The following is a 17,025-nucleotide window of genomic DNA, read 5'->3' on the forward strand; positions in this document are numbered from 1 at the left end:
GGGATCCTCTCCGTCGCCTGCGAGGTGAGCTGTCGGGTTCGGGCGGGGAGATGCCCGGCCGCGCAGCCGTACGGCAACGCGGCTTCACCCCTAGCCGGCCCGGGGGATGCCCGTTCCGGCGGCCTACCTGGTTCCCCCGCTCCTGCCGTGCGAGTGAGTTGGTCGATGGTCGTGCCCGGGCGGCGGCAGGATTCGGCGTCCACCCGACTGGCCGGGAACGTATGCGAGAGCACACGGCGGGAACAAGTGCCGACTTCACAGATCAGGCCTATTGACCTTGGTCTGAGGCTTATGGGGCACTTGATCCTTTGCGGTTGCCAAGCCTCAACTGGCGTACGGGAAAGGGGAGGCGGCGAGAGGCTGACCGTCCCCGGCCCGCACTGCGGTGTGAGTCAAGTCACCGGCATCCGCAAGAACGGCAAATAGGGCAATGGCCTCAACTCATAGTCAATCAGCCGTCCATCGCCTCATTGGGGGGCGAAAGCGGAACCTGTCATGTGGTGCACGTCGTTGTCATGACGGTCGCCCGTCGAGCACCCCGTGCTGGGATCCGGAGGTCCTCGTGAGTCGTTTCGTGGGGGGAGGGCGTTCGGGCGTGCCGGCTCGTACGGACGTGCGCGGGCGTCGCGGCGGCTCCGGTCGCGGGGGCGGGGGGTGCCGGGGCGGGCATCCGAGGGACACGCCGACGGGCGTACCGGGGGGCGCGCCGGGGGGCTCGCCGAGAGGCGCGTCGGCCGACACCCCGATAGACAAGTCGAGAGATATCCGTTCTTATCGGTTGATCAAAAACATACCGGTCGTGATCCGATACCGCCCGGGCTGCACGGGTGGGCGGCATCGGTGATCGAAAGGTGACCGGATACGCTGACTTGAGTGATGTCAGCGACCTATCGACAAACCGTGTAACCGCCAGTAGACACCAGCAGACAGGAGACCCCTCGTGACCGTCGTCGGGCCGTTCGGGCTGAGCGTGCGGGACCAGGCTCTGGAAGCCGATGTCCAGGCCGGATTGGCGGCCGTCGAGGAAGGTTTGCTCGAAGCCACCAAGAGTGAGGTGCCCTTCATCACGGAGGCCGCCCAGCACCTGGTGCGGGCGGGCGGGAAGCGGTTCCGCCCGCTGCTCGTGATGCTCGCCGCCCAGTTCGGTGATCCGTATGCGCCGGGGGTCGTGCCGTCGGCCGTGGTGGTGGAGCTGACCCATCTGGCGACGCTGTACCACGACGACGTGATGGACGAGGCCGCCGTGCGGCGCGGCGTCGACAGCGCCAACACCCGCTGGGGCAACTCGGTGGCGGTCCTCACCGGCGACTTCCTGTTCGCCCGCGCCTCGCACATCCTCGCCGACCTCGGGCCCGAGGCGGTCCGGGTGCAGGCCGAGGCGTTCGAGCGGCTGGTCACCGGGCAGATCCTGGAGACGGCGGGGCCGCAGGACGGACGGGACCCGGTCGACCACTACCTGGACGTGCTCGGCGGCAAGACGGGTTCGCTGGTGGCCGTGTCGTGCCGCTTCGGGGCGATGATGTCGGGCGCCGACGAGACGGTCGTGGACGTGCTGACGCAGTACGGGGAGCGGCTGGGGGTGGCCTTCCAGCTGGCCGACGACGTACTGGACATCGCCTCCGAATCGCGCGAGTCCGGCAAGACGCCGGGGACCGACCTCCGCGAGGGAGTCCCCACGCTTCCGGTGCTACGGCTGCGGGAGCGGGCGGCGCGGCTGGGGCTCGCCGAGGACATCGCCCTGTGCGAGCTGCTGGACTCCGACCTCAGCGACGACGCGCGGCACGCCGAGGCGCTCGCCGGACTGCGGACGCACCCCGCGCTGGAGCAGGCGCGCAGGGACACGGTGCGGTACGCGGAGGACGCGCGAGCGGCGCTGGCTCCGCTGCCGGAGTGCGATGCGAAGCTCGCGCTGATGGAGATGTGCGACGCGGTGGTGCATCGGGCCGGTTGAGCTGCCGCTCGACCCTCCGCTCGACCCACCGCTTCACGTGTGTGATACACGTCACAGATCTGGACTGAGTCCAGAATGAGATCGCCTCCGTAGTGATACGCAGAAGGCCGACGCAGGGGGTGTCGGCCGGTCTACGGAGAGAAAACAGCATCATGGGCATGTACGCGACGTTCTCGAAGCGCCGTAAGAGCCTGGTGGTCACCGCTGTCGCGGTGGCCGCCGCCGGGGGGATCGCCGCCGCGGTGATTCCGGCCCACGCCACCGGAGGGACCGTGTCCGGCGGCACCGGGGGGACCCTTCTGGCCGCCGGTCTGCGGGGGGCCAATGAGGTTCCCGTGGCGGGCGGTCCGGCCGTCGGCGACAAGGACGGCGCCGCTCTGGAGTTCATCAAGGTGCAGGACGACAAGGTGTCCGTCGCCGTGACCTGGCGCGGCACCGGCAAGCCGACCATGCTCCACATCCACCAGGGCGCCAAGGGCACCAACGGCGGCGTCAAGGTCGACTTCACCGACCTGCTGAAGAACAGCAAGCGGCACAGCGTCACCGGCACGGTCGAGGTCAAGGACGCGGGCCTGCTCGCCGCTCTCAAGTCCGACCCCGGTTCGTTCTACGCCAACCTGCACACCACCGAGTTCCCCGGCGGGGCCGTCCGCGGCCAGCTCCACCAGGTCACCGTCGCCGCCTTCGACTTCCGTGACGCCCTGCACAACTTCCAGGCGTCCGTGATCAAGGGCAAGCAGATCTACGAGTGCAAGCCGGCCGCCGGCGGCGGCTACGCCTTCGCCCAGCGGGACGTCGCGGCCCTGCTCGGCGGCGGCATCCGGCACTCCTTCGTCGCGCCCAACTCCGGTACGCCGCAGTGGGTCGCGCCGGACGGAAGCGCGGTGACCGGGGCCGTCCTGTCCAAGACGCCGAACGGGGACGGCAACATACCCGAGCTCGACCTCAAGGCCACCCAGGCCGGCAAGCGCCACGGTCTGCTCGCGAACACCGCCGAGATCCTGCGGCTCAACACCGTGGGCGGAGTGGCCCCGGCCGGCTCCTGCACGCCCGGCGCGATCGTCGGCGTCCCGTACCGGGCGGATTACGTCTTCGTGCAGAACTGACGGGAGCTCACCTCGGGCGGCGTCTCCCTCATACGACCCCTACGGGTCGGGGGAGGTGTCGCCCTCTCGCGTCATACCCCAGGTGTACACGGAGTTGGCCCCCGGGGCTGACGCTTCCTCCTGGCCGATTTGGTGAGATGGAAACCACGGAAATCACCACTCCTCACCGATTCGGGTGAGAATGGCGGCTCGGGGTGGACAACAGAAGCACGCGAGTTGGACAAGCCGCCGCCGACGACGGAGGTAGCGCACACATGGCACCGTACGAATCCGACGACAGCACGACCGCCGGGGAGGCCGACGACCTGCGCGCAGGTCGGCGCAAGGCCGCGCGGTACGTGGTCCCGGTCGCGGTGGTGGGGGTGGCGGCGGCGACCATCGGGCTCGTCCCGGCGCTCGCCGACTCCGGCGACCCCGACCTGCCGAAGATCAGCGCGCAGCAACTCATCGACAAGATCGCCAAGTCGGACGTACAGCAGATGTCCGGCACGGTGAAGATCACCACGGATCTGGGGCTGCCGGACCTCGGCGGTCTCGAAAGCAGCCTGACGTCCGGCGCCGCGAAGTCGGGCGACGGCTCGTCCGCCGACCCGACCTCCAAGCTCACGGAGCTCGCCACCGGCACGCACACCCTGCGGGTCGCGGCCGACGGCCAGGACAGGCAGAAGCTGTCACTGCTGGAGCACGCGGCCGAATACAGCATCATCCACAACGGCAAGGACCTCTGGGGCTACGACAGCCAGTCGAACGAGGTCTACCACTCGACCGCCCCCGCCGGCGCGGGCAAGCAGCCGAAGGAAGACGTCCCCGCCACACCCGAGGGCCTCACCAAGGACGCCCTGAAGTCGGTCGACGACACCACCTCGGTGACCGTCGAGGGGACTGCCCAGGTCGCGGGCCGTGACGCGTACCGGCTGGTCATCAAGCCGAAGCAGTCCGGTTCGACGGTGGGTCAGATCACCGTGGCCGTGGACTCGAAGACCGGGCTGCCGCTGAAGTTCACCCTGACCCCGGCGAGCGGCGGCGCCGCCGTGATCGACGCCGGCTTCACCCAGGTCAGCTTCGCCAAGCCGAGCGCGTCGACCTTCGCCTTCACCCCGCCCAAGGGCGCGAAGGTCACCGAGGACAAGCAGAGCGACCACGCGAACGGCCACTTCGAAGGCGGCCTGAAGGGCGACCACAAGGCCGGCGAGCCCCACGGCAAGCCCGGCAAGTCCGACCAGGACCTCTCCAAGGGCCTCGACGGGCTGAACGTCCTGGGCAAGGGCTGGAGCTCCATCGCCACCTTCGACACCGGCGGGAAGGGCATGCCGTCCGGCTCCGAGGTCGGCGGACAGTTCGGCGGGTTCCTCGACTCGCTCGGCGACAAGGTCTCCGGCAAGTTCGGCTCGGGCACGGTCTTCAAGACCCGCCTGATCAACGCCCTGATCACCGACAACGGCAAGGTCTACGTCGGCGCGGTGACCAAGGACGCATTGGTCAGGGCGGCGAACGCGGGCTAGCCCGGGAACCTTGCGCGGCGCCCGTACGTAGTCACTGTACGTAGTCGCCGCGTGAGGTCGTACCAGCACGAATCGAGGGAGCCGATGGACGAGGAGTCCACCACGGAGCCGGAGCAGAGCGAGCCGCCGGGTGACAGCGTCATCGCCACCCATGGGCTCACCAAGCGCTACCGCGGCGGACAACTCGCCGTCGACGGCCTGGACCTGACCGTCCCGGCGGGCAGCGTCTTCGGCTTCCTCGGTCCGAACGGCTCGGGCAAGACCACCACCATCCGGATGCTGATGGGCCTGATCGAGCCCACATCGGGTACAGCGCGTGTGCTCGGGCGGCCCATGCCGCGGGCCTCGCGCACCGTGCTCCCGCACGTCGGCGCCCTCATCGAGGGCCCCGCCCTGTACGGCTTCCTCTCCGGCCGTGACAACCTGCTGCGTTACGACGCCGCCGACCCGACCGCCGATCCCCGCACCCGCCGTACCCGCGTCGCCGCCGCGCTGGACCGGGTGGGCCTGACCGCGGCGGCCGGCAAGAAGGCGAAGGCGTATTCGCTGGGCATGAAGCAGCGGCTCGGCCTCGCGGCGGCGCTGCTCCAGCCCCGCAGACTGCTTGTGCTGGACGAGCCGACCAACGGGCTCGACCCGCAGGGGATGCGCGAAATCCGTTCGCTGGTCAGAGAGCTGGCCTCCGACGGTACGACGGTCTTCCTCTCCTCCCACCTCCTCGACGAGATCGAGCAGGTCTGCACCCATGCCGCGGTGATGGCACAGGGCCGCCTGATCACCCAGGGCGCCGTGGCCGACCTGGCCGCGGGAGTGCGCGGCCGGCTGGTCGTCACGACGCCCGACCCCGGGGACGCGGCCCGGGTTCTCAAGGAGCAGGGCGCCGCCGACGTCGTGGTCGCCGAGGACCGGGTGAGCGCCGAGCCCCCGGACCGCGACCTCGCCGAGGTGAACGCCGCGCTGGTCACGGCCGGCGTCCGCGTCCGCGGCTTCGGCGTGGAACGGGCCTCCCTGGAGGACGCGTTCGTGGCACTCACGGGGGAGGGATTCGATGTCGCAGGCTGAAGCGGTCGGCGGTCTCCGCGGTCCACGGATGCTCTGGACCTTCGGGCTCCTGCGCAACGAACTGCTCACCACCTTCCGCCGCTGGCGCACCCTCGCCCTCCTCGCCGTACTCGCGGCCGTCCCGATCCTGGTCGGCATCGCAGTCAAGATCGAGACCAGCGGCGGTTCGGACGGCGGCCCCGGTCGCGGCGGCGGCCCCGCGTTCATCTCGCAGATCACCAACAACGGCCTGTTCCTGGTGTTCACCGCGCTGGCCGCGACGCTCCCGTTCTTCCTGCCGATGGCGATCGGCGTCATCGCGGGCGACGCCATCGCCGGCGAGGCGAACTCGGGCACCCTCCGCTACCTGCTGGTCGCGCCCGCCGGCCGCACCCGCCTCCTGCTCACCAAGTACGCGACCGTGATGGCCTTCTGCCTGGTCGCCACCCTGGTGGTGGCCGTCTCGGCGCTCATCGTCGGGGCGATACTCTTCCCGCTCGGCGATCTGACGACCATCTCCGGCACCCAGATCAGCTTCAGCGAGGGCCTGGGCAGAGCCGTGCTGATCGCCCTGGTCGTCGCCGTCTCCCTCATCGGCGTCGCGGCGCTCGGTCTGTTCGTCTCCACCCTGACCGGCAGCGGCATCGCAGCGATGGCGACGACCGTCGGACTGCTGATCACCGTTCAGATCCTCGACCAGATACCCCAGCTCCACGCGATACAGCCGTACTTCTTCTCCCACTACTGGCTGTCCTTCGCCGACCTGATGCGCGACCCCGTCTACTGGGACGACCTGGTGAAGAACCTCGAGATCCAGGCCCTGTACGCGGCCGTCTTCGGCTCGGCGGCGTGGGCGCGGTTCACGGCCAAGGACATCACCGCCTAGCCGACCCGGTGAGGCGGGCCAGTGCCTCCGTCTCGCGCGGCGGCCTCCCGCCGAGGTCGCCGAGGCGCCAGTCGGACACCCAGGGCACGCGGTACACGTCGATGAGCGACTCGATCAGCCGCACCTGCCGGTCGAGGGGCCGCGGCAGCCGCCCCGGCGCGTCCGCGACGAGCACCACGGCGTCGAGGTCGAGCCCCGGCGGAGCCTGACCGAGCCGGAAGACCTCCAGGGTGCGCAGGGCGGCCGCCAGCCCCGACGCATGCGTACGGGCGACGAGCAGGACGGACGGCGGGTCCTCGGGGCCGGGCCAGCCACGGCCGCAGTCGTGACCGCCGTAGACGGCGGCGAGTGTGGACACGCCCGCGCCGCCGTGCGTGCCCACCCAGGAGTAGCGCCGGGCGGTGGCGGCGGACGGGGCGGGCTGCTGCGGTCCCGGCTCCGGTACGGTGACCGGGCCGCGGATCCAGATCTCCGGTCCCTGCTGCACGTCCGTCCGCATGCCCGCCTTCCCTCTTCGTACACCCACCGGTGCTCACAGCACAGGCCGGCCACGCGACGGGGGCGGGCTCCTGGGACGAGTCTGTGACGCCATGGTGACCGGAGGACCGGCAGCGACCGGCGAGACTCAACAGTACGTGCACGAACGGATCTTGACGCCGGGGGAGCGGAAACCCGACGGCGGGAGGGAGCACCATGGAACCCGAACGCGCTGTCCGCAGACTCCCCGACGCATCCGAGTGAGGGAACCGATGGCTCGACTCAGCCGCGAGAAGAAGCGGGAACAGAAGCGCGCCGAGGGCCGGACGGCCCTCGTGGGAGCACCGATCGACGTTCGCGTACCAGAAGCCGGTGCGGTGGGCGCCTGGGTGGGCGGTGTGCCGGTCACCTCGGCCGCCGGCGAGGAGATCCAGCAGGCCGTCCTCAACCATCTCCACCGCATCGCGCTCGCCACCGGTCACCCCGTCCACGCCACCGTGCACGACGAGCGGATCGGTTGCGTCGTACACCTTCAGGTGGACACGGACGGGGCCAGCAGTTTCACCGGGGAACCCGTGGGGATGACTGCTCCCGCCGCGGAGAGTCCCTCGCGGTCCCGGGAGCGACAGTCCGAGCAGCCGCCCCAGGGCGACAAGCCGACGCATGTTCTCAGGGCGCCCGCGGAACCCGCGCGGGAGACTTCTCCGACCTTCGTGCTGCGTGCGCTGCCTCAGCCGCCCCAGGACCGGGCTCCGGGCACGGTGATGGCCCCGACCGGCGAGTTCGGCCCGCCCCCGCCCATGGATGCGGTCCCGCAGCGCGACCCGGAACCCGAGGACGCACCCGTACCCCTACCCGTCAAGGATTCAGCCCCCAACCGCTCGACGACCGGCCTCCTCCTCCCGGTCCCCCCGGACCCGGCCCTCGACCCCGATCCCAAGCCCACCCCCGCCCGCGGCTTCGACGCCGTGGCCGAGGCCGTCCTCGGTGACGAACCTCCGACCGCCCCCGCGTTCCTCGCGGAGCCGATGGTGCAGATCAATGAGGCCGTGAAGGCGGGGCGGATAGAGACGGCGGCCGGGCTGGCCGGGACCACGGTCGAGGAGGCGTCGGCGGCGCTCGGGCCGGAGCACTCCGAAGTGCTGCGGCTGCGCGAACTCACCGCGTACATCGCCTATTTGGCGGGCGACTCGATCCGAGCCTTCCGGCTCTCGCTCGACCTCGCCCGGATCCACCGCCGCGCCGGGGACGCGGAGGCGGCCTACGGCAACGTCCAGAGCGCGGCCTCCGCTTGGCGTGCCGTGCGCGATCCGCAGCAGGGCCTGGAGCTCGGCCGTGATCTGATCGGCCTGTGGACCGAGCTGACGGCCGAGGAGGGCCCGGCGGCCGAGGACATCGAGCGGCTGGAGTCGGCCCGCGCCCGCATGGGCCGGCTCACGGAACGCGCCCGCAAGTCGGCCCAGCAGACATCGGGTTGACGACCTGGGACGGTTACTCGGACAGCTCCCACACCGCATGGGCGATGGCGTCGCTGTTGTGGTCCAGAGCGGTCTCGTCGATGTTGGACGCCGTGTCGCAGGAGCGGTGGTAGCAGGCGTCGAAGGCCTTCCCCGACGTACCGCCCCACTTGGCCGCCTGCGCCGCCGTCTTGACGTAGTCGGCGCCGCTGAACAGCCCGCCCACCGGGACCCCCGCGTCCTTGAACGGCGCGTGGTCGGAGCGGCCGTCGCCCTCGGTCTCCGGCTCGGTGGCGATGCCGAGGCCGGTGAAGTAGTCCTTGAACGTCTTCTCGATCGCCGGGTCGTCGTCGTAGACGAAGTAACCGGGATTCGGTGAGCCGATCATGTCGAAGTTCAGATAGCTGCTGATCTTCGAGCGATTCGTCGAGGAGAGGCCGTCGACGTAGTGGCCGGAGCCGACGATGCCCAGCTCCTCCGCGCCCCACCAGGCGAAACGCAGATGCTTGGTGGGGTGGTAGCCGGCCCGTGACACGGCGAGGGCGGTCTCCAGAATGGCGGCCGAGCCGGAGCCGTTGTCGTTGATGCCGGGCCCTCTGCTGACGCTGTCCAGGTGGGAACCCGCCATGACGACCTGGTCGGCGTTCCCGCCCGGCCAGTCGGCGATCAGGTTGTAGCCGGTGCGGCCGGAGGACGTGAACTGCTGCACGGTGGTGGTGAATCCGGCCGCGTCCAGCTTGCCCTTCACATAGTCGAGGGAGGCCTTGTAGCCGGCGCTGCCGTGGGCGCGGTTGCCGCCGTTGGCGGTGGCGATGGACTGCAGCTGGGCGAGGTGGGCCTTGACGTTCGCCACGGAGATGTCGGGCGCGGTGGCCGCCGCCGGTGAGGGCGCCGCACCGGCTATGGAACCGCCGGTCAGGAGCATGACAGCCGATACGCCAACGGCTGCCACCGCACGGCCGGAAACGGAGAAGTTCATGTGGGGGGCTCCGAATTCCTTGGAGTGAATTGGATCCCCGGATGGTGAATCTTTTACCAACCGACCGTCAAGAGCGTTATCAGGACAGCAGGTTCGCATATCCGAACATCCGGCCCAGCGGCACTCCCCGCTGTGACCTACTGCACGCAGAACTCGTTCCCCTCCGGGTCCGCCATCACCACCCACTCCCCGGCGGGCTCCTTAACCCGCCGCAGCACACTCGCCCCCAGCCCCACCAGCCGCTCGACCTCCCCGTCCCGCCGCCCCTCGCCGGGATGCAGATCGAGATGCAGCCGGTTCTTGACGCTCTTCGCCTCCGGCACCCGCTGGAACAGCTGCCGCCGCCCGAGACCCGTCCCCCGCTCCTTGTCGTACGGATCGTCCGGATGCCGCACCGCCATCAGATCCCGGAAGGCACGGCCCCCGTGGAACTCGACGGTGGCCGCAACAGGCAGTGCCCCGAGCTCCAGCAGCCGCTCCACGAACGCACTGTTGTCCTCAACCTCGTACCGCAACGCGGCGGCCCAGAAGTCGGCCTGCGCATGGGGATCGGCCGCGTCGATGACGAGCTTCCAGTGAACGGCGCCGGCTTCGGATGTCTGTGTCATGGGACCACTTATAGCGGCCGGGTACGACACTCAGCCCTTCCGGCGGCAGCGGACGGGCGCGACACCCGGCCTGTCCGGCGACAGCGGTCGGGCACGACACTCAGCCTGTCCGGCGTTTGAGGACGAGGCCGTTCAGGCCGACACGGGGGTCTGGGGGCGGAGCCCCCAGTCAGACGTCCACCGCAGCGGACGGCGCCGCCTCGACCTTCGGCACGCCCACCTCGCTCCGCAAGCGCAGCGCCCCGCGCCAGGCATCCCAGGTCAGCAGGGACAAGGCCACCCACACCAACGCGAACCCGGCCCACCGCTCCACCGGCATCGCCTCATGGAAGTACAGAACCCCGAGCAGAAACTGAAACACCGGCGCCAGATACTGCAGCAACCCCAGCGTCGACAACGGCACCCGAATCGCCGCCGCCCCGAAACACACCAGCGGCAACGCGGTCACCACCCCGGTCGCGGCGAGCAACGCCCCGTGCCCCGCCCCCTCCGTCGCGAACGTCGACGAGCCCCGCGAGGTCAGCCACAGCAGATAACCCACCGCGGGCAGGAACTGGATCGCGGTCTCCGCGGCCAGCGACTCGATCCCGCCGAGCCCGACCTTCTTCTTCACCAGCCCGTACGTCGCGAACGAGAAGGCGAGCGTGAGCGAGATCCACGGAGGCTGCCCGTATCCCACCGTGAGCACGACCACCGCGACGAAGCCGGTCCCGACCGCCACCCACTGCACGGGCCGCAGCCGCTCCTTCAGGATCAGCACGCCCATGGCGATGGTGACCAGCGGGTTGATGAAGTACCCGAGCGAGGCCTCGACGACATGCCCGCTGTTCACGGACCAGATGTACACGCCCCAGTTGACGGTGATGACGGCCGCGGCGACCGCGACGAGCCCCAGCCTGCGCGGCTGCCGCAGCAGCTCGCCCGCCCAGGCCCAGCGCCGCATCACGACGAGCGCGGCGCCCACGAAGACAAGGGACCAGGCCATCCGGTGGGCGAGGATCTCGACCGCGCCGGCGGGCTTCAGCAGGGGCCAGAAGAGGGGGACGAGTCCCCACATCCCGTAGGCGGCGAAGCCGTTCAGCAGTCCTATGCGCCGCTCACCCCTCGACTTCCCGGTCACGGGTCTCCTCCTCACCTCGTCGCGCACGCGTGCCAGGCAGAAGGTAACGCCGAGCGCCCCCGCCTGTCATGCTCGTATCGCCATACGGTCATGACAGGCGGGGGCGTAGTGCCCGGGGCCGGCAGGGGAGTCCGGCCCTCGGGCTGCCTGATTGTCCAGGTCGTCCAGGGCGCCCGGGAGCGTCAGCCCTTGAGCGCCACCGCGATCGCGTCGGCGAGCGGGGTGGTCGGACGACCGGCCAGGCGGGACAGGTCGCCGGAGGAGACGACGAGCTCGCCCTTCTCGATGGAGGCGTCCACGCCCGCAAAAACGGCGGCGAGCGGGCCGGGCAGCCCGGCGCCGGTCAGGATCCCGGTGTAGGCCTCGACGGAGACGGGGCTGTAGGTGATCTCCTTGCCGGTCTGCTTGCTGAGCTCGGCCGCGTACTCGGCGAAGCTCCACGCCTCGTCGCCGCCCAGCTCGTACGTCTTGTTCTCATGCCCCTCACCGGTCAGCACGGCAACGGCGGCGGCGGCGTAGTCGGCGCGCGAGGCGGAGGAGACCCGGCCCTCACCGGCGGCGGCGACGACGGCGTTGTGCTCCAGCACGGGGGCCAGGTTCTCGGTGTAGTTCTCGTGGTACCAGCCGTTGCGCAGCAGCGTGAACGGGACGCCGGAGGCGAGAAGCGCCTCCTCGGTGCCGCGGTGGTCGTCGACGAGTGCGGCCGTCAGGCTGCCGGGGCCGCTGGTGTAGGCGAGCAGCGCGACACCGGCGGCCTTCGCGGCCTCGATGACCACCTTGTGCTGGCCGACTCGGCCCTTGTCGAACTCGTTGCCGGAGATGAGCAGCACCTTGTCACCGGCCGAGAAGAGGCTGTCGAAGGTCTCGGGCGCGTTGTAGTCGGCGACCGCCAGCTTCACACCGCGCGCGGCGTAGTCGGCGCCCTTCGCCTCGTCGCGTACGACGGCGGTGATCTGCTCTGCCGGGACCTTCTCCAGCAGCTGCTCCACGACATGGCGGCCGAGGTGTCCGGTGGAACCGGTGACGACGATGCTCATGATCTGCGATCTCCTTGTGGGGTGCGGATGTGTCACTAACCCTAGGAGGTGCGCTAACTATTGGAAAGTACCCACTTTGAAGTAAGGTACTTGCATGGCAGTAAGTACCCCGGAACCCGCCGTCGAGCCGGGCCCCGTCGCCAAGTACGACACCGGCGAGGCGATGTGCCCCTACCGCCTCGTCCTGGAACACCTGACCAGCCGCTGGGGCGTCCTCGTCCTGATCGAACTCCTGGAGCGCCCCTACCGCTTCAGCGAACTGCGCAGGGCCATCGGTCGCGTCAGCGAGAAGATGCTCACCCAGACCTTGCAGACCCTGGAGCGCGACGGACTCGTGCATCGCGACGCCAAGCCGGTGATCCCGCCGAGGGTCGACTACTCCCTCACCGACCTGGGGCGCGAGGCGGCGCAGCAGGTGCGGGCCCTGGCGTTGTGGACCGAGCAGCGGATGGACGCCGTACAGCAGGCGCGAGACGTGTACGACGCGGCGAAGCGGCAGCGCTGAGCAGGGCCGACGCGTCCGTCGGCGGCCGCCGGACGCATGCGGCGGGCGCTCACCGGGCACACGAGTGTCAGGGTGCGGACGGGCAGGAGCGGTACGTCCTTCCATGCGCCCCCTCTCCGCCTTCCGCACCGCCTGGCGGCACCGGGCACGCTGGAGGCGAGATGTCATGCCCTGCGTGCGCCGGTCCGTGCATCGCCCGCCGGTACACGGCCACCCGATCCAGGGGGATTCCTCGAGATGGCTTTACGGCGGAACGCGGCCGCACGAAGTATCGGTTCTGCAGTAGCGGCGGGACTGGGGCTGACGGGGGTGTCCTTCGCATGGGGCACGCGGCGCCGACGCCAGGAGGAACTGCTGGCCGAGCTGCTGAAACAGCTCGCGCTCCTCACTGAGGAGATCCGTCGCGCGAACCTCATCCAGTACTACCGCCTCAACGGCGACCAACTGGACCGGGCCACGGACGACACGGCGCTGGCCGACGCGTCGAGCACGCTCGAGGGGATCTCCCAGGGCCGGCGCCGCCAGCTGATGTACGCCAACCGTCAGTACGCCTCACTGGTGCTGGCCTACCGGGTCGGCGTCTTCGACTGGGACCAACTTCTCGGCCATCTCAGGGTGTTGTGCCGCAACGCCGTCTTCGCCGAGTACTGGGACCGCACCGGTGAGCACCGGCTGAGTCTGCCGGCGGACTCGGCGGAGGCGCGGATCGGCGTGGCCGTGGACGTCATGATGGAGGAGCTGGCCGACGACCCCGACGAATGGTGGGTGGTAGGAGGCGCCGTCCCCGAGCCTCCGGCGCACGCCTGAGCGCCAGTGCGAACCCCAGAACCACTGTTTCTCGGCCGATCGTCCGGGTCATGCATATGGCGTCACGGTGAGCCAGGGGTGGGGCGGCGACTGCTGTCGCCACCCCGTTGTGCGGGGCCGCAGGCCCCGGAGGGGACGACTCAGGTGCACGACGCGTTCTCGGCCGTACAGATATCCCGCCGCCTCGGCGACCCCCCTCGCAAGAGAGGGAGCGTGACTCAGGAAACCTGCCCCGACATCTTTGAGTTGACTGACGGAAGTTTCGCGGTCATCGGCACCGAAGCCACCACTGCCCTCGACCCCCATCTCCCCCCGGACGCCGCCCGCGCCGACTACGAACGCATCGTCGTCATCACCCGCGAGACCCTCATCCGTGCCAAGAAGGACATCCCCGACGTGTGACACCGCAGGGGAGGGCCCGGATGCCGCACCGTCGCATCCGGGCCCTCCGTAGGTACGGATCGGTCAGCCGACGACCGTCCAGGTGTCCCCGCCCGCCAGCAGCGTGGCCAGGTCGCCCTTGCCGTTCTGCTCGATCGCCGTGTCCAGCTGGTCGGCCATCTGGGTGTCGTACACCGGCCGGTCCACGGACCGCAGCACACCGATCGGGGTGTTGTGCAGGGTGTCCGGGTCGGCCAGCCGGGACAGTGCGAAGGCGGTGGTCGGCGACTCGGCGTGGGCGTCGTGGACCAGAATCCGGGACTCGTTGTCCGCGGTCACGTCGACCACCTTCAGGTCACCGGTGACCGCATCCCGGACGACGCCCTTGGACAGGTTGCTGCCGAAGCGGATCGGCTGCCCGTGTTCGAGCCGGATCACCGCCTCCTCGGCCTGCTGCTTGTCTTTCAGTGCCTCGAAGGCGCCGTCGTTGAAGATGTTGCAGTTCTGGTAGATCTCGATCAGTGCGGTGCCCGGGTGGGCGGCCGCCTGGCGCAGCACCTCGGTCAGATGCTTGCGGTCGGAGTCGATGGTGCGGGCGACGAAGGAGGCCTCCGCGCCGATCGCCAGCGACACCGGGTTGAAGGGCGCGTCCAGCGAGCCCATCGGCGTCGACTTGGTGATCTTGCCGACCTCGGAGGTCGGCGAGTACTGGCCCTTGGTCAGGCCGTAGATCCGGTTGTTGAACAGCAGGATCTTCAGGTTCACATTGCGGCGCAGCGCGTGGATGAGGTGGTTGCCGCCGATGGACAGGGCGTCGCCGTCACCGGTGACCACCCACACGGACAGATCCCGCCGGCTGGCGGCGAGCCCGGTCGCGATGGCGGGCGCCCGGCCGTGGATCGAGTGCATGCCGTACGTGTTCATGTAGTACGGGAAGCGGGACGAGCAGCCGATGCCCGAGACGAAGACGATGTTCTCCTTGGCGAGGCCCAGCTCCGGCATGAAGCCCTGGACGGCCGCCAGGATCGCGTAGTCACCGCAGCCGGGGCACCAGCGCACTTCCTGGTCGGACTTGAAGTCCTTCATGGACTGGCGGGCCTCGGCCTTGGGGACGAGCGAGAGCGCCTCGATCGTGCCCGTGCCTTCCGTGGACGTCTCAGCCATCGATGGCCTCCTTGAGAGCCGTGGCGAGCTGCTCAGCCTTGAACGGCATGCCGTTCACCTGGTTGTACGAGTGGGCGTCGACCAGGTACTTCGCCCGGATCAGCGTGGCGAGCTGACCGAGGTTCATCTCGGGAATCACCACTTTGTCGTAACGCTTCAACACCGTGCCGAGATTCCTCGGGAAGGGGTTGAGGTGGCGCAGATGGGCCTGCGCGATGGACTCCCCGGCCGTGCGCAGCCGCCGTACCGCCGCCGTGATCGGTCCGTACGTCGAACCCCAGCCGAGCACCAGCGTGCGCGCCTCGTGCGGGTCGTCGACCTCCAGTTTCGGCACGTCGATGCCGTCGATCTTGGCCTGGCGGGTGCGGACCATGAAGTCGTGGTTGGCGGGGGCGTACGAGATGTTCCCGGTCCCGTCCTCCTTCTCGATGCCGCCGATGCGGTGTTCGAGGCCGGGGGTGCCGGGGATGGCCCAGGGGCGGGCGAGGGTCTGCGGGTCGCGCTTGTACGGCCAGAAGACCTCGGTGCCGTCCTCCAGGGTGTGGTTCGGTCCCTGCGCGAACTGCACGGTCAGGTCCGGGAGTTCGTCCAGTTCCGGGATGCGCCAGGGCTCCGAGCCGTTGGCCAGATAGCCGTCGGAGAGCAGCATCACCGGGGTGCGGTACGTCAGCGCGATGCGCGCCGCCTCCATGGCCGCGTCGAAGCAGTCGGCCGGGGTTCTGGGGGCGATCACCGGGACCGGGGCCTCACCGTTGCGCCCGAACATGGCCTGCAGCAGATCGGCCTGCTCGGTCTTGGTCGGCAGACCGGTGGACGGCCCGCCGCGCTGGATGTCGATGACGAGCAGCGGCAGCTCCAGGGAGACGGCGAGTCCGATGGTCTCGCTCTTGAGCGCCACACCCGGGCCGGAGGTCGTCGTCACCCCCAGCGAGCCGCCGAAGGCCGCGCCCAGTGCCGCGCCGATGCCGGCGATCTCGTCCTCGGCCTGGAAGGTCCGTACGCCGAAATTCTTGTGCTTGCTCAGCTCGTGCAGGATGTCCGAGGCCGGAGTGATGGGGTACGAGCCCAGGAACAGCGGCAGGTCGGCCTGGCGCGAGGCGGCGATCAGGCCGTAGGCGAGGGCCAGGTTCCCGGAGATGTTGCGGTAGGTGCCGGTCGGGAAGGCGGTCGTGGCCGGGGCGATCTCGTAGGAGACCGCGAAGTCCTCGGTCGTCTCGCCGAAGTTCCAGCCCGCGCGGAACGCGGTGAGGTTCGCCTCGGCGATCTCGGGCTTCTTCGCGAACTTGGTCCGCAGGAACTTCTCGGTCCCCTCGGTGGGCCGGTGATACATCCAGCTCAGCAGCCCCAGCGCGAACATGTTCTTGCTGCGCTCGGCCTCCTTGCGGCTGAGGTCGAAGTCCTTGAGCGCCTCGACCGTGAGGGTGGTCAGCGGGACCTCGTGGAGGCTGTACCCGTCGAGCGAACCGTCCTCCAGCGGAGAGGCGGCGTACCCGACCTTCTGCATCGCCCGTTTGGTGAACTCGTCCGTGTTGACGATGATCTCCGCGCCGCGCGGCAGATCGGCGATGTTGGCCTTGAGCGCGGCGGGGTTCATGGCGACCAGCACATTGGGCGCGTCACCCGGGGTGAGGATGTCGTGGTCGGCGAAGTGCAGCTGGAAGGACGACACACCCGGCAGGGTCCCGGCAGGAGCCCGGATCTCGGCGGGGAAGTTCGGAAGAGTGGACAGATCGTTCCCGAAGGACGCGGTCTCGGAGGTGAAGCGGTCACCGGTGAGCTGCATACCGTCACCGGAGTCCCCCGCGAACCGGATGATCACCCGGTCCAGCCTGCGTACGTCCTTTGTTCCGCCCGGCCCCCGCTGCTCTCCGACGACGGCTCCGTCTGCCTGCTCCGCTGTCCTGCTGACCTGGCTGGTCACTGAACTGGACCTCCCTCGAGGCGGCTGTCTGGGACCGGCCTTCCCGTAGGCCTTCCCAAAATCAACCCTACGTCGGTTAGGGT

The 17,025-nt window shown here is 69.6% G+C and carries 16 protein-coding genes and 1 riboswitch; of the genes, 9 read left to right on the forward strand and 7 right to left on the reverse strand.

Features of this window, described 5'->3' with window-relative positions; all coding sequences use genetic code 11:
* Position 1 precedes the first annotated feature (1 nt).
* A riboswitch (cyclic di-AMP (ydaO/yuaA leader) is annotated at positions 2–174 on the reverse strand.
* A 766-nt stretch (positions 175–940) separates the two neighbouring features.
* From ACWDAG_RS21360 to ACWDAG_RS21380, 5 genes are all read left to right on the forward strand, one after another.
* Positions 941–1,951: a polyprenyl synthetase family protein gene (locus ACWDAG_RS21360; protein ID WP_450697163.1), complete on the forward strand. Its 1,011-nt coding sequence runs from the start codon at positions 941–943 to the stop codon at positions 1,949–1,951.
* Positions 1,952–2,109: 158 nt separating this feature from the next.
* Complete coding sequence (locus ACWDAG_RS21365; protein ID WP_450697164.1) at positions 2,110–3,057, forward strand: CHRD domain-containing protein; 948 nt, start codon at positions 2,110–2,112, stop codon at positions 3,055–3,057.
* Positions 3,058–3,311: 254 nt separating this feature from the next.
* A complete protein-coding gene (locus ACWDAG_RS21370) occupies positions 3,312–4,559 on the forward strand; it encodes a LolA family protein (RefSeq protein ID WP_450697165.1) in 1,248 nt (415 codons plus the stop codon).
* Positions 4,560–4,643: 84 nt separating this feature from the next.
* Positions 4,644–5,621, forward strand: coding sequence for an ABC transporter ATP-binding protein (locus ACWDAG_RS21375; protein ID WP_450697166.1), 978 nt, complete (start codon positions 4,644–4,646; stop codon positions 5,619–5,621).
* Complete coding sequence (locus tag ACWDAG_RS21380; RefSeq protein ID WP_450697167.1) at positions 5,608–6,486, forward strand: ABC transporter permease; 879 nt, start codon at positions 5,608–5,610, stop codon at positions 6,484–6,486. The genes ACWDAG_RS21375 and ACWDAG_RS21380 overlap by 14 nt, the downstream gene beginning before the upstream one ends.
* Here the strand turns inward: ACWDAG_RS21380 and ACWDAG_RS21385 are convergent.
* Positions 6,476–6,985, reverse strand: a complete 510-nt coding sequence (locus tag ACWDAG_RS21385; protein WP_450697168.1) for a DUF6668 family protein — start codon at positions 6,983–6,985, stop codon at positions 6,476–6,478. The genes ACWDAG_RS21380 and ACWDAG_RS21385 overlap by 11 nt on opposite strands.
* Before the next feature lie 250 nt (positions 6,986–7,235).
* Between ACWDAG_RS21385 and ACWDAG_RS21390 the strand changes: the two genes are divergently transcribed.
* Positions 7,236–8,441, forward strand: coding sequence for a tetratricopeptide repeat protein (locus ACWDAG_RS21390; RefSeq protein WP_450697169.1), 1,206 nt, complete (start codon positions 7,236–7,238; stop codon positions 8,439–8,441).
* A 13-nt stretch (positions 8,442–8,454) separates the two neighbouring features.
* Here ACWDAG_RS21390 and ACWDAG_RS21395 read toward each other — a convergent pair whose 3' ends face one another.
* From ACWDAG_RS21395 to ACWDAG_RS21410, 4 genes are all read right to left on the reverse strand, one after another.
* Positions 8,455–9,399: a M28 family metallopeptidase gene (locus ACWDAG_RS21395; protein ID WP_450697170.1), complete on the reverse strand. Its 945-nt coding sequence runs from the start codon at positions 9,397–9,399 to the stop codon at positions 8,455–8,457.
* A gap of 137 nt (positions 9,400–9,536) precedes the next feature.
* The gene (locus tag ACWDAG_RS21400; RefSeq protein ID WP_450697171.1) at positions 9,537–10,007 is read right to left on the reverse strand and encodes a VOC family protein; all 471 of its coding nucleotides are present in this window, start codon (positions 10,005–10,007) and stop codon (positions 9,537–9,539) included.
* Between the two features lie 169 nt (positions 10,008–10,176).
* Positions 10,177–11,127 carry an EamA family transporter RarD gene (gene rarD, locus ACWDAG_RS21405; RefSeq protein ID WP_450697172.1) on the reverse strand — a complete coding sequence of 317 codons (951 nt, stop codon included), beginning with the start codon at positions 11,125–11,127 and terminating at the stop codon, positions 10,177–10,179.
* 182 nt (positions 11,128–11,309) lie between these two features.
* A complete protein-coding gene (locus ACWDAG_RS21410) occupies positions 11,310–12,164 on the reverse strand; it encodes an SDR family oxidoreductase (protein WP_450697173.1) in 855 nt (284 codons plus the stop codon).
* Between the two features lie 94 nt (positions 12,165–12,258).
* Between ACWDAG_RS21410 and ACWDAG_RS21415 the strand changes: the two genes are divergently transcribed.
* The 3 genes from ACWDAG_RS21415 to ACWDAG_RS21425 all read left to right on the forward strand — a co-directional run bounded on the left by ACWDAG_RS21415 (position 12,259) and on the right by ACWDAG_RS21425 (position 13,878).
* Positions 12,259–12,669, forward strand: a complete 411-nt coding sequence (locus ACWDAG_RS21415) for a winged helix-turn-helix transcriptional regulator (protein ID WP_450697174.1) — start codon at positions 12,259–12,261, stop codon at positions 12,667–12,669.
* 237 nt (positions 12,670–12,906) lie between these two features.
* Positions 12,907–13,476: a DUF6082 family protein gene (locus tag ACWDAG_RS21420; RefSeq protein WP_450697175.1), complete on the forward strand. Its 570-nt coding sequence runs from the start codon at positions 12,907–12,909 to the stop codon at positions 13,474–13,476.
* Positions 13,477–13,620: 144 nt separating this feature from the next.
* The gene (locus ACWDAG_RS21425; RefSeq protein ID WP_450697176.1) at positions 13,621–13,878 is read left to right on the forward strand and encodes a hypothetical protein; all 258 of its coding nucleotides are present in this window, start codon (positions 13,621–13,623) and stop codon (positions 13,876–13,878) included.
* 63 nt (positions 13,879–13,941) lie between these two features.
* Here ACWDAG_RS21425 and ACWDAG_RS21430 read toward each other — a convergent pair whose 3' ends face one another.
* On the reverse strand, positions 13,942–15,021 hold the full coding sequence (locus ACWDAG_RS21430) for a 2-oxoacid:ferredoxin oxidoreductase subunit beta (protein WP_450697177.1): 1,080 nt from the start codon (positions 15,019–15,021) through the stop codon (positions 13,942–13,944).
* Positions 15,014–16,942, reverse strand: a complete 1,929-nt coding sequence (locus tag ACWDAG_RS21435; protein WP_450697178.1) for a 2-oxoacid:acceptor oxidoreductase subunit alpha — start codon at positions 16,940–16,942, stop codon at positions 15,014–15,016. Before ACWDAG_RS21435 ends, ACWDAG_RS21430 begins: the two co-directional genes overlap by 8 nt.
* Positions 16,943–17,025 lie beyond the last annotated feature (83 nt).

This window comes from Streptomyces sp. NPDC001157, assembly GCF_053598255.1.